Genomic DNA, 13,701 nt, shown 5'->3' with positions numbered 1-13,701 from the left:
TTTCATTGAGTGCAGTGTCTCAGGAGCAATTGCTAGAGCTTGTTAATTCGATGGTGAGTCAACCTGCGATCGCCAGTATTCAATAACTCGCACAAATCTAAAATTCAGAATAGCTCAGCAACCGCACTATTTTTTCAGCATCGTTCAGTTCGCCGACTATTCGCCGCACGGGTTTCGGCCAGATTTTAATTAAAGTGGGAGTTGCTGAAATCTGATCTGCTTCTGCTTGTTCGGGATGTTTCAACACATCGATTACTTTCAAAGTGTAGGGGCGATCGAGACATTGCTCTAACAATTGGTATAAAGTTTCGAGGGTGCGTTGGGTGCTGGGGTTGCTCCCGGAAACAAACAGCCGCAAAACGTACCCTTGTGTTTGTAGCGGTGGGGTGATTGCTGTTGGTTTGGTTGTCGGCATCCCCTGCGATCGCTCGAAGCGCGAGGAAGGTAAGCTAATCGTGGAACTGCGCGAGTCCGATCGCCCAAGCTCCATGGGATACTGTACAACTAAGTCGTGATTTTCCCACAGTTCGGGGAATTGTTCGTGATAAGTGGCGATCGCCATTGGTTCGCAGATTTCGTCGCTGCGGGCCTCCCAAACCAAGTCGCCAGTGCCAAAAATGGCATTTAGCAGCGTTTGATATCGCAGCACCGGCGGGTAGGCTTCGGCTGCAACCCGCAACTGCCGATCGCTCGGATCTCGCCAGCAATCAACGGTTGCCGTGTAGCAAGGTATCAGAAAATGCGGCGGTTCCGACAAACCAAGTATCTCCTGGAGAGCAACGCACAACTGCAAGTGCCACTGAGTTTGCTTGCGGGAGTCTATACAATAGATTAAGTCTCCCCCTGGTGTAAACAGTGCAATGCCTTTGAAAAATTCTGGCAAAATCGGGCGATCGAATTTCAATTAAGTACACCCATTAAAGTTAAGTAGGTGGTTACAAATAAACATTAGATGGACAGGGAGAATGACCGCACTCCATAACTCGCTTGTCTGATAGATTTTTAGCTCGCGCCCGCCCCTGCAAGATTGTTTTTTTGCCCTTATCTACTTAACTGTTAATAGTTTAGGACTTACCCACTCGTTCACAAAGAAACCGGGTTTTTAAACCGAGATTGAGGGTTTCAGGCAAGTCTTTTCGTTTAAAAACCCGGTTTCGGGGCGCCCATATGTCAGCCCTATAGTTAACTGTTAATTGTTAACACTCGACCTTTAGACTCGACCTCGGAGCATCTGAGCCATTTCGTTCGGGAACGGCGAGTTTTCTACACAAAGTTCTTCAGTAATCCGACCTTCTTGATAAAGGCCGTAGAGCGACTTATTCATCGTCGTCATGCCTTCATAAGTATCTTTGATCATGATTTGATTGATTTCCTCATTCTGCCCCTTCAGAATGTATTCCTTAACCACGTCGGTATTGATCATAACGTCGTGGAAAGCAGCCCGCTTGCCGTCTGTGGTTTTGCACAGCAGTTGAGCAATAATCGCCACTAGGGATTCGGAAATTGAAACCCGTATGGCATCCTGTTCTTCCGCCCCGAACATATCCAGAATCCGGTTCAAAGTTTTAACCGCACTGTTGGTGTGCAGGGTTCCTGCAACTAAGTGACCTGTCTGAGAGGCTTTGAGGGCGATTTCCACGGTTTCTCTGTCCCGAATTTCTCCTACTAGCAGCATATCCGGGTCTTGCCGCAGAGCGCCTTTGAGAGCGCTCATAAACTTGAGGGTGTGCCTGCCGACTTCCCGGTGCTTGATCAAGGATTTTTTGCTTTCGTGTACGAATTCTACCGGGTCTTCGATCGTGATGATGTTGTAGGCTTTACTCTTGTTGATGTAGTCGATCATCGCCGCCAAGGTGGTAGATTTGCCCGAACCTGTGGGGCCCGTCACCAAAATCAGCCCTTTGTGGTAGCCGCATATTTTCTTAAAGACATCCGGCAGCTTCAATTCCTCAAGTGTCATTATTTTGGAAGGAATTAGTCGCAGCACCATCGCCGGCCCGGCCAAGGAGTCCATGCAGCTGATCCGGATGCGGACGAAGCCGAAGTCGAAAGCGCCGTCAAAGTCTAGGGTTTTTTGGAAAATTTCAATTTCTTCATCGCTCATGCACTCGCGCAGCCAGCCAAAAAACGTATCTAAATCCGTCGGTGGATAGCCGATGTCGGCAATCTCGCCCCGCGTGCGGAAGCGGGGGAATTCGTTTACTCCCAGGTGAAGGTCGGATACTCCTTCTTCTTTGGCTCGGATGACTAGCTCTTTGAGAGTCGGATTTGCGCTGCTGCTGGGGTTTTTAGGTGTGGCGGAGGATTGGGGCGCGGCGGCAGGTGGCGGTGCGGCTGCCGGCTGCGCAGGTGGCGCGGGCGGCGGTGCGGGCGGCAATCCTGCTGCTCTGGGAATGCCGGGAGCTGGAGGGCGGGGCAGCCCTGGGGGTGGGGGAGCTCCGGGTACGGGCGGGCGAGGAGCTGGCGGATGCTGTTGTGTCATATGCGCTACCTTGATTTGGTGAGAAGGCTGACTCGAACAGATGATTTGTGGAAGTTGGACAATGCCGATCGCCCGAAGTGCGTTTCTTGCACAAAAGCTTAACTGTTGTGTTCAGTCTATCCCAAAAAGGGGTCACACTTCTCCACCAGTAAGGAAATTTTCTCGTCTCTTGCACGCGGGCGAGCCAAATCGATCTACGATCGAATATGGATTTTCCACATTGCTGGATATTTTTTTTAAAGAGAAACAGTTTTCCGCAAACAACAGTATAAATTGATACTTTACCAAACTTTTAAGGACTTAAACCGATGAATTCTGTCGATCGGGCTTTTACTTCAGCTTTGGATTTGGCGAAGTCGATCCGCGAGCGGGAAATTTCGCCCCTAGAACTGGTCAATGTGTACTTGGAACGGATCGATCGATTAAACCATGAGCTTGGCAGTTATTTTACCGTAACGGCCGATCGGGCGATCGAGCTAGCGACAGCGCAAACCGAACACCTAGCAGGCTTAAACAAGTCACAGGAATTGCCGCCTTTTTTCGGAGTGCCGATCGCCATTAAAGACCTAACACCAGTTGCCGGCGTTCCGTGTACTTACGGAGTTCAGGCTTTGCACGGTAACCTATCTCCCTACGACGAGTCAGTAGTCTGGCGGATCAAAGCAGCCGGATTTAACATTCTGGGCAAAACAGCAACCTCTCAAATAGGCTCATTGCCTTACACCGAGCCCCCAGGTTTCCGGCCCGCGCGCAATCCCTGGAATTTAGACTACACGCCCGGAGGTTCCAGCGGCGGCTCAGCGGCGGCCGTAGCGGCGGGTTTATGCGCGATCGCCCAAGGTTCAGACGGCGGCGGTTCGATCCGAGGCCCAGCTTCCGCCTGCGGTTTAGTAGGCATTAAACCCTCGCGCGGGCGAGTTTCCTGGGCACCTGTCGGAGATTACCTCAGCGGCATTTCTGCCAACGGCCCTCTCGCCCGCACTGTGGCTGACGCGGCCGCACTTTTGGACGTAATGTCAGGCTACACAACAGGCGATCCGTACTGGCTACCAGACCCAAATCCCACATTTCTAGAGGCTTCCGGCGAAAAGTTGGGCAAACTGCGAATTGCTTTTTCTACCAGTATTGCCCCCGTGGGCGAGGCGGCGCCTGCGTGTCAGCAAGCGGTACTCGAAACCGTAAAATTACTGACAGATTTGGGTCACGATGTCGAACTTGGATGCCCCGATTTTACGGGTTTAATCGAACCGTTTACGGTAATTTGGCAGTCTGGGGCTGCTGCAAGCGGCATTCCAGGCAAGGTGATGGAACCGATGAATCGCTGGTTGTTGGAAAGGACTGTTTCGGCTGGGGAATATTTGCGCGCGGTGAATCAAATGCAGGTGATTTCACGGCGGATTGTGGGATTCTTTGAAAATTTTGATGTGTTAGTTTTGCCGACTTATATGCACTCGCCCATTGGCATCGGCGAGTGGGCCCATTTGAGTTGTGAGGAAACTTTGGCTAATATTATTAATTGGATTGCTCCTTGTCCGCCGTTTAATGCTAGCGGTTTGCCTGCGATCGCGCTTCCTGCCATTTTAGATGATAACGGTTTGCCGGTGGGAATTCAAATTATCGGGCGGCCGGCGGCGGAAGCTACTTTAATTGCTTTAGCAGCGCAGATAGAAGCGGCGAAACCTTTCCCGGTTTTGGATTTTCAATAGGGAATTCGTCAAGCGTGAAGTCGGAAGAAGAGAAATGAAAATCGCAATCTTCCGCAACGGTTTCAGCAATTAAGAACGTCCTCAGCATCTGGGCGGTTGCTAGAAAAGTACGTTTCTCCTTTTTACTGGTATTCCAAATCTGGACTTGTGCGCGGGGGCTAGAAACCCGGTTTCTTCATAGATTTTTGGTTGGCAAACCGATATTTTGCCAAGAAACCGAGTTTCTCCGGGCAAGTCATAGTTATTACCAATAATCCGCTGCAATTATTCCATAATCCCTCTTTAGATTGATAAATATTTTGATTTTTTATCTTAAAACAGGTAGCAGTTCGCTGCCATTATTTAGGGTAAAAATTTATGTTAACTTCCGGCCCGATTACCGCTCCCGTTCCCGTTTTCCTGGTTCTTTTAGCAATCATGCTAATCGCGCCGCTGTTATTTGAGCGCTTGCGGCTGCCGGGAATAGTCGGTTTAATTATTGCTGGCGTAATTGTCGGGCCAAACGGTCTAAATTTGCTGCAACGGGACGCTACTATTGTTTTGTTAGGTACAGTAGGATTGCTGTTTTTGATGTTCCTAGCAGGACTGGAAACTAGCCTCGACGACCTCAAACTCAATGCGGACAAAGCTGTTATATTTGGGCTGGCTACTTTTTCGCTACCGATGATATTGGGGACGGGAGCGATGCTGCTGTTGGGATATAGCTGGCTGGCTGCAATTTTAGTCGCTTCTTGTTTCGCTACGCACACGCTTTTAGCGCTGCCAATTCTCACAAAATTGGGATTGATGCGAACTCAGACTATTACTGCGACTTTGGGGGGGACTTTAATTACGAATGTGTTGGGATTGTTGGTGCTGGCAATTGTTGTCAAAGCTTTCAAAGGAAATCTCACTCTCAATTTTTGGCTGTTTCTAATTCCATCTCTTGCTATCTACACTTTTGCTACTTTGTGGGGAGTTCCCAAAATCGGTCGCTGGTTTTTTAAGAAATTCGGACACGACGAAAATGCAGAATTTATATTTGTATTGGCTACCCTATTTTTAGTTTCTTACGCAGCCGAACAAATTGAGATTGAGGCAATTATTGGGGCGTTTTTATCTGGAATTGCCATTACTCAAATTATCCCCAAAATGAGTCCGCTGATGAATCGGATTCAGTTTATTGGCAATACGCTGTTTGTGCCGTTTTTTCTGATTTCTGTGGGGATGTTAATTGACCCGCTAATTTTGGTAAAGCAGCCGCAGTCTTTGTTGGTGGCGGCGGTGATGATTTTAGCAGAGGTGGTGAGCAAGTTTTTGGCAGCTTGGATACCGGGGAAATTATTTCGTTTTGAGTTTCCAAGCATTATGGTAATGTTCGGCCTTTCTGTTGCTCAAGCTGCTTCTACTTTGGCTGCGATTACTGTTGCTTTTGACATTAAATTGGTCGATCGCGTCACGGTGAACGGCATCATTGCCATGATTTTAGTAACTTGTGTGGCTTCTCCTTGGATTGTATCTCGGTGGGGTCAACAAATGCAGCAGCCGGGGTCGAGTTTGCCGGCTGCTACTTCCCGAAAGCATTCGTGGGGAGAGCGGGTTTTAGTACCTGTTGCTAATCCGAGTACGGAAGATAATTTGCTGCGTTTGGCTTTGATTTTAGCAAAAACATCTCGGGGAACTTTGCTGCCGCTGCATATTTTGTCCGATCGCACAGAAGCAATTTCGCCATCCGATAAAATGCAGCAAACTCAACTTTTAACGGCGGCCCAAACTGTGGCTAACGCGGCTGATTGTGCGGTGGAACCGATCGCGAGAATCGATGATGCGATCGATCGCGGAATTCTGCGGAGTGCAACCGAACGCGAGGCTAGTTTAATAGTTTGCGGTTGGAAGGGATTTTCCACGACTCGCGACAATTTTTTTGGCAGCATCATTGACAATGTGGTAAGGCGATCGCCCGTACCGGTACTGATTGCTCGATTTCCCGATCCTCTCCAGAATACGGCCAGAGTTATTTTGGCGGCTACTGAGGGCGAGTTAACTCGGTTTGGATTTCAGGAAACGGTGGATATTGCTAAGAGTTTGGCCCAGGAACTCAAGGCGACTTTGCAAGTGGTGTTGGTGGCGACAAAACGGGAACAAAGCAACAAAAGTGCGGCGGAGGTAGAAATTCTTTCTGAGATACCGGTAAATTGGGTGCGGGGAAATTTTATCAAGCTAGTTTCGCAGAATTTGTTAGAACACGATTTGCTGATTTTAACAACAATTTCTCAGCAACAGAATTTGTGGGAACAACCGGGAACTCTCAAAGAACCGGAAGCCATCGCCCGGGCTCACCCAAATATTTCGATGCTTGTTGTTTATTTTCCTGTATCTTGAGGAATATTTTCACCGCAGATGTGATGAATCTGCATCGATCTGCGGTTAAGATTTAATCCTAATTCAACGGAATTGCTATGACAAATTCCGCACCTTTTCCCGGTTCCGAAATACACTCGATCGCCCCGCCGTGTTTTTCAACAACAATTTGATAGCTAATCGATAACCCCAATCCGGTACCTTTCCCCTCTGGTTTAGTTGTAAAAAACGGGTCAAACAGTTTACACCGCGTTGATTCAGGCATCCCAGGCCCATTATCCTTAATCCGAATCACCGCAAAACCCTCAGTTTTCCGCCCTCTTCCTTCTTCCTTCTTCCTAACATCCGTTAAATCCGCTACATCCGTTAAATCCGCTACAAAATCCGCTGCCGAACCTTCCTTGACTTCCGTGTAAATTGTGATAATATTCGGATGCTTTTCAATTTCAGCATAAGTACGCGCGGCGCAGCTATCCCGTAGGGAATCGCAATTCGACTCATCCAAAGCATCGATCGCATTCGACAGCAAATTCATAAACACCTGATTGAGTTGTCCGCTGTAACACTCAACCTGCGGCAAAGATCCGTATTCTTTAATAACTTGAATTGCTGGACGTTCGGATGTAGCTTTCAAGCGGTGCTGCAAAATCATCAACGTACTGTCGATGCCTGCGTGAATGTCGGCGAGTTTTTTGTCGGTGCCGTCAATGCGCGAGAAGTTGCGCAATGATTGCATTATATCGCGGATGCGATCGGTTCCTAGCTGCATAGAACCCAGCATTTTTGGCAAATCTTCCATCAGATAATCGAGTTCAATATCTTCTGCTGCTTCTACAATTTCCTGTACCGGCTGTGGGTAGTATTGCTGGTAAAGATTGACAATGCCAATTAAGTCTTGTACGTAATCATTAGCATGGTGAAGATTGCCGGAAATAAAGCCAACGGGGTTATTGACTTCGTGAGCAACTCCTGCTACTAACTGCCCCAAACTAGAGATTTTTTCCGTTTGCACGAGTTGAGCTTGGGTTTGCTGCAACTTGTGCAAAGATTGTTCTAGTTGCTGCGATTTTTCTTGTGCTTGTGCGTAGAGTTTAGCATTTTCTATGGCGATGGCGACTTGAGAAGTTAAGACTTTTAAAACTTGTAATCTCTCGGCAGAAAATGCACCCGCTGCTAAGTTGTTTTCCAGGTAAAGAATGCCTGTTAGTTGACCCTGATAGATGACGGGATTGCAAAGAATTGACTTGGGCTGAGTGCTGAGAATATAAGCATCTGCGGTAAACAAGCCGTCTGAAGCTGCATTGTTTAAAACCAAGTCTTTTTGAGTTCGAGCAACATAGTTGACAAGAGAAAGGGGCAAATCTTGACTAATTTCAACGGGAAGGGATTGCAAGACAACGGCTTGATTTTGCTCTGACGTGCAGGTGGCTTGGATCAAAAGATTGCCATCTTTGTAGAGCATCAGCACTGCTTTTTGAGCGGCGGCATTTTCTAACAAAATTTTGATTAAACCGGCGAGCAATTTATCCAGCACAATTTCGCTGGTAATAGCTTGAGATGCTTTGACGAATGTGCCGATATCTAAGGATTTGCTAAAATCGCTGCTGGTGGTTGTTGTCGTGGCGGTGACAGTTAAATCGCGGGTTTTGGTTTCTCGGTTGAGGGTTTGGGCGACTAATTGGGGATATCTGGCTTCTAAATCTTTGACTTTTGCGATCGCTCCCCAGCGGATATAACCGTAGTAAGATTCTGTGAGATAGACTCGAGCGATTTTGTCTTTGTTGCAAGACAAGTAAAACTCGGCTGCAAGTTCGTTGGCGAGTGCTTCTTCTTGGATGTATCCCTGCTCTTTTGCTCCTTGAATGGCTTTGTCATAATAATCTGCGGCTTCCCAATTTTTACCGAAAACTCGCGCTTTTTGGGCCTCTACCAGGTCGTACTTGTGCTGATAGTTCATGGGGGCGTGGTGCGCCCATTTGTGCATTTTTTCCTGATTTGCTGCTACTTGCATCAAGTGTTTTTCTTGTGCTGCACTGTCAGCAGTTGGATACACAGCGAGGAGTGCCAGGGAATAGTAAAAATTGTGCGTACCGATCATCATGAAGCCAATTGCTGCTTGTGCATATTCTGCTGCTAAAGATGCGTTAGCCACTGATTGTTCTGGTTCTTTAAACCAGTAAAAAAGTAGCATTTTCGCCAAATAAACATTAAAAACTGACATATAATTATTAGCTTTGTGCAGCCGAGGTAACATTTCTTGTTCGTTAAACCTCTCACCTATTAATTGAGATGGATTCGCGGATTTTCCTCGTAAATTTAAAACTATTTGCCCCCAAATTTCCAGCAATTGCTGCGAAAGTTCTTGTTTTAAACTTTGTGCTAAACTGAAGTATTTTACTTGTTTTTCAGCGACATTTTCTAGCGGCTCTCCCATCAAAAATGGGCAAGAACAACTGTTTAAAGCAGCATAACTACTAAATTCTAAATCTCCTGTTTCCAGGCCACTTTGAACACTCTCTATTAAGGGTGCAATTGTCTCGCGGGCGTGTTCTTTCCAGTGCCGGACAAAAGTGTTAAATAGGTGGTAAACTTTGCATTTAAGTTGTTTAGCATTGAATTGGTCTAATAGCTTCAAAGCTAGCTGTCCAGAATGATATCCAGCGTCTATCTCTCCTAATACCCCAATCAGCAGCAAGCCGTACCAACTATAGCCGATCGCCCCAAGTGCTGAATGACCGCGTTCAAGAGAAAAATGAACCATTGTGAATACGATCTGCGGCAAGAGTTCTGGTTTTGCCACAAAAACAGGAGAAACAACAGCCGAGAGTATCCGCATTGTGGCCAACTGATAGCCATCAGTTATTACCGGAATGTTTTTGAGTTCCTCAAGCTGAGGTAACTTAATTCCTGCCAAACCTTGTGGGGGAATTTCTGATAGGGAAAATCCCAAGATTTCCAAAGCTTTTAAGCCAGTATCGATTGCTTCAATCATCTGGTTTTGAGACAAATAAGACTGCATTTGCAGTTCGTAGACTTTAACTCGATCTAGCAGGTTTGTAGCTTGTTGCAACAGGATATCAGCTAATTCTTGCGATCGCCCAAAGTTAGTATTGAGATATTCCGCCTCCGCTGCTTCTACGTGAAGATTCAGCGTCAAGTCATAATCAGTCTCCCAACTTGAGCTTGTACCGACGGGGGACTGGGAGGAGTTAATGAGTCCCAAACCGACATTCAAATACCTGACAGCAGCTTCGTAAGCATTAGATGCTTTCGCTTTTTTCCCGGCGATGAGATTCAGTTTTGCCAATTCATCTTTTTCGGCTTTTGCTGCGAGAAATTCAACACCGACATTCAGTTGGTTGACAATATCAAAGACATTTTCTTCAATCTTAGAGGCGGGAGTATTGTTGAGTAGCAGTTGACCGATTTTTAGGTGCGTTGCTTGCTTTTCGCCGTCGGGAATCAGAGAATAAGCTGCTTGCTGCACTCTGTCATGCAGGAATTTGTAGGAAATATTGGATTCTTCGTAGGGGTGGTACCCCCGTGTCCGCCCCCACAAATTCTCCGCTTCCCAGCCTCCAACCAGCGGAATTTTGTAAGCATTGCTCAAGGGGAGAACCAATCCAGTTTGCAGTGCCGCCCAGAGTTCGCTAGCTGCTTGCGCCTGGGATTGTTCGCTGACAATGGACAAAACATCGAGGGTAAATGTATCGCCAATACAAGCAGCCAATTTTAACGCTTGTTGCGCGGTTTCTGGCAGTTTTTCGATGCGGCTGGCTACCAATTTGACGACACTTTTGTCTGTAATACCGATCGCCTGAATCTCTTCTAAATTCCACTGCCAACTACCGCTGCTAAATTCAAATTTTAACAGATTTTCTTGATAAAGTGCTTGCAAAAGCTGCGTGATAAAGAAAGGATTGCCCCCTGTTTTGTGAAAGATTAACTCAGCCAGCAATTTCACCTTGTCGTTAGCGGTGAGGGTATCGGCGATTAATTCGCAGACATTGCCCAAATCCAGCGGTTGCAAGACGATATGATGAACAGGAGTGCCAGTTTTTGCAATTTGCTCGATCGCCTGCACGAGCGGATGAGTCGGATTAACTTCATTATCCCGATAAGCACCGATCAAAAGCAGATATTGACTTTCCGAATTGCCAACCAACAACTGCATTAAATTCAGCGAGGCCGAATCAGCCCACTGCAAATCGTCTAAAAATATTACCAGCGGATGTTCTGCGCGAGTAAAGACACCGATAAACTCTTGGAATACTCGATTAAACCGATTTTGAGATTCGGCAGGCCCCAATTGTGGCACTTCCGGCTGTTTGCCAACAATTAGCTCGATTTCAGGAATCACGTCAGCAATTACTGCACCGTTTGCACCCAAAGCAGCCGACAAATTTTCGCGCCAAGCTTGCAATTTTTCGCTACTTTCAGTCAGCAACTGCCCGATTAATGACTGGAAAGCTTGAATCAAAGCTGCATAGGGAATATTGCGCTTAAATTGGTCAAATTTGCCGTTTATAAAATAGCCGCGCTGCCGGACAATTGGCTTGTGAACTTCATTAACAATCGCGGTTTTGCCAATGCCAGAATAACCGGAAACTAGGACTATTTCGCTTTGGAAGCTGGTAGATTTTTCCGCATTTTCTGGCGGTTGCGCCTCCTCAAGCCCGCTAACTCGTTCAAAAGCAGCCAGCAGGCGATCGACTTGGGCTTCTCGCCCGTAGAGTTTCTGAGGTATTGACAGTTGTCCCGATCGATCCAACTGTCCCGGTACAAAATAAACAATTTCCCCAATTGTCTGCAAACAATTCAAACACTTTTCTAAATCTGCCTCGATCCCTTCCGCAGTTTGATACCTATCTTCGGCATTTTTCGCCAAAAGCTTCATCACAATATCCGAAACAACTTGCGGAATCTCATCGCTACTTTCTGCATTTTTTCTGCATTCAAAAGGCGGCACGGGATGTCTGGCAATGTGACAGTGCACGAGTTCTAAAATATCGCTGCTGTTAAACGGCAATTTGCCTGTCAGCATTTCGTAAAATGTGACGCCGAGCGAATAGAAATCGCTGCGATAATCTAAGGTGCGGTTCATTCTCCCGGTTTGTTCGGGAGACATATAGGCGACTGTACCTTCAACCAAGTTAGCGCTGTTAATTTGGGGGTTTTCTTTGCTCAGCCGGGAAGCGACGCTGAAGTCGGTGAGTTTGACAGTTCCTGTTTCAATGTTGATGATAATGTTGGAGGGTTTGATGTCTTTGTGAATGATGCAGTTTTGATGCAGCGACTTGAGTGCTGATGCTAGTTGAATGCCAATGTTTAAAAATGCCGTCAAGTTAAGTTTCTTTGAGATAATTTGGCTGAGGGAGTTGCCACCAAAGTCTTCTGAAATCAGGGCGAGACGGTTTTGATAGGTTTCGAGACTGTAATATTTGACGATGCTGTCTGCGTGTAAATGCTGAGTAATTTTATATTCGTTTTTTAAGCGGGTAATTTGTTCGAGGGTGGGAAATTCTGCCTTGAGAATTTTGATGATGACTGGTTGTTCGTCAGACTCTCTAATTCCCCGGTAAACGCTGGTATTGAAGCCGTCGGAGATGGAGGTGCTGATTTTGTAGCCGGGAAGTGTCAGTGTATTGATTGAAATCATCTTTATAGCTTAGGTAAGTAGATTTTTAGATGACGGCGGAAGCGATATGATGCGAGGGGGACGATCGCACCGCACTCGGAAAATTATTATTCTGATGCTCATGTCAGCGATATCACAGGACATTATTTTTTAGTATAGTAAAAATAAAATCTTACGTCAACCGCAATTTGGCTTAAGGCACTAAGCCAAATTGCCATCTTTGCTTGGCAATTCTAGCTAATAAGTTCTCAAAGTCCAAATTTAACTGTACCGGCGGGCTTTCGGACTAACCCCACAAGTGTGTGAACAGACAGGAACGTACAAATTAAAGGCGCGACAACTTAGCAAATAGACAAGTAGAAACACACAGGGAGAAAAGAAAACGGATACAGGGATAAATCAATGATTTTTTTATCCATGTATCCGTATAGTGTCAGGAATTAGGCTTTAGGTAACTTTTAGGTACTTACTTAGTGTTGGCTATTAATAGCCCTACTAAACCAAGCGAATCTGGCATTGAGGTGCGGTATTTACTAATGTTGAAATCCCAAAGTGCAACTCAGTTTTTAGGCCAAAACTCTGACGATTATTAAATGTGGATGGTTGCGAAGTTCCAAGAGAACAGGATTCACCCGACAAAGAAAACCTGACAGTTAATAGCCGATCGCTCTTTTGACTGCCGAAGTTGGTATTTTTGGGGCTGCCGATCAAAAAGTCATCATTATCCCGATCGCCCCCAAAAGAATTGCAATTAGGTGCCCAATGTGCGATCGGCTTGGCAATCTGTGCTGGAGTATGGCTGCGGTAATTGACTGGATTCTGCTGAGGGCAAGTTAGAGAGTCATATTCATCCTCGCGATCGCGCTTCACAAAAATCGGAGTGGATGTCGATCGCCCGATCGGCATTTTCCCAGACGGACAATCGCTGACTGTACGCGCGGGAGTTGGTGGGGCGGTAAACACAGGTGTTCGTGTCGTCATTGAGATCGGTGTCCGCATCGGTGTCGCCGGATCAGTTGTTCCAGTCGGTGCGGCCGTCGCGATCGATGTCAGCCTGTCCCTCAATGTGCCGATCGATGTGACGAGCGATCTCAGCGTGTCGTCGCTCGGAGTCGGTGCGGGGGTCGGTGTGCCGATCGATGTGTCGAGCGCTTCAGGCGTCGGCGTTGCGGTGACAATCGGTGTCGGTGCAGGCGCTGGCGTTGGTGCTGCTTTCACAATCGGTGTCACAATCGCCGTTGGTGCTGTGACAATCGGTGCTGTAACAATTGGTGCTGCTGTGACCATCGGTGTGACAACAGGTGCAGGTGTCGGCGCTGCTGTGACCATCCGTGTGACAACAGGTGCAGGTGTTGCTGCTGCTGTGACCATCGCTGTGACAACAGGTGCAGGTGTCGGCGCTGCTGTGACCATCGGTGTGACAACAGGTGCAGGTGTCGGCGCTGCTGTGACCATCGGTGTGACAACAGGTGCAGGTGTCGGCGCTGCTGTGACCATCGGTGTGACAACAGGTGCAGGTGTCGGCGCTGCTGTGA

Annotated in this window: 5 protein-coding genes and 1 pseudogene; 2 read left to right on the top strand and 4 right to left on the bottom strand. The window is 47.1% G+C overall.

Annotated features, from left to right (window positions below):
• Positions 1-97: 97 nt before the first annotated feature.
• Together QUB63_RS32080 and QUB63_RS32075 are read right to left on the bottom strand one after the other, a co-directional pair.
• A complete protein-coding gene (locus QUB63_RS32080) occupies positions 98-904 on the bottom strand; it encodes a circadian clock KaiB family protein (RefSeq protein WP_332949423.1) in 807 nt (268 codons plus the stop codon).
• A gap of 306 nt (positions 905-1,210) precedes the next feature.
• Positions 1,211-2,482, bottom strand: a complete 1,272-nt coding sequence (locus QUB63_RS32075; RefSeq protein ID WP_332949422.1) for a type IV pilus twitching motility protein PilT — start codon at positions 2,480-2,482, stop codon at positions 1,211-1,213.
• 308 nt (positions 2,483-2,790) lie between these two features.
• On the opposite strand from QUB63_RS32075, the gene QUB63_RS32070 reads away from it, so the two are divergent.
• Together QUB63_RS32070 and QUB63_RS32065 are read left to right on the top strand one after the other, a co-directional pair.
• Positions 2,791-4,188 carry an amidase gene (locus QUB63_RS32070; protein ID WP_332949421.1) on the top strand — a complete coding sequence of 466 codons (1,398 nt, stop codon included), beginning with the start codon at positions 2,791-2,793 and terminating at the stop codon, positions 4,186-4,188.
• 357 nt (positions 4,189-4,545) lie between these two features.
• Complete coding sequence (locus tag QUB63_RS32065) at positions 4,546-6,549, top strand: cation:proton antiporter domain-containing protein (protein WP_332949420.1); 2,004 nt, start codon at positions 4,546-4,548, stop codon at positions 6,547-6,549.
• A 58-nt stretch (positions 6,550-6,607) separates the two neighbouring features.
• On the opposite strand, the gene QUB63_RS32060 is transcribed toward QUB63_RS32065, so the two are convergent.
• Positions 6,608-12,187, bottom strand: a complete 5,580-nt coding sequence (locus tag QUB63_RS32060; RefSeq protein WP_332949419.1) for an ATP-binding sensor histidine kinase — start codon at positions 12,185-12,187, stop codon at positions 6,608-6,610.
• Between the two features lie 474 nt (positions 12,188-12,661).
• Positions 12,662-13,701 (bottom strand): annotated as a pseudogene (locus QUB63_RS32055) (hypothetical protein); the annotation flags it as partial.

This window comes from Microcoleus sp. ARI1-B5, assembly GCF_036705795.1.
In the GTDB taxonomy this organism is placed as follows: Bacteria; Cyanobacteriota; Cyanobacteriia; order Cyanobacteriales; family Microcoleaceae; genus Microcoleus.
The sequence above is the reverse complement of the archived record's forward strand: the minus strand, read 5'-3'. Positions and strand labels throughout refer to the sequence as shown.

What these genes read in the sequence shown, in the direction of transcription:
- QUB63_RS32075 (WP_332949422.1), bottom strand. Translation starts at nt 2,482, where the DNA reads ATGACACAACAGCATCCGCCAGCTCCTCGCCCGCCCGTACCCGGAGCT.
- QUB63_RS32070 (WP_332949421.1), top strand. Translation starts at nt 2,791, where the DNA reads ATGAATTCTGTCGATCGGGCTTTTACTTCAGCTTTGGATTTGGCGAAG.
- QUB63_RS32065 (WP_332949420.1), top strand. Translation starts at nt 4,546, where the DNA reads ATGTTAACTTCCGGCCCGATTACCGCTCCCGTTCCCGTTTTCCTGGTT.
- QUB63_RS32060 (WP_332949419.1), bottom strand. Translation starts at nt 12,187, where the DNA reads ATGATTTCAATCAATACACTGACACTTCCCGGCTACAAAATCAGCACC.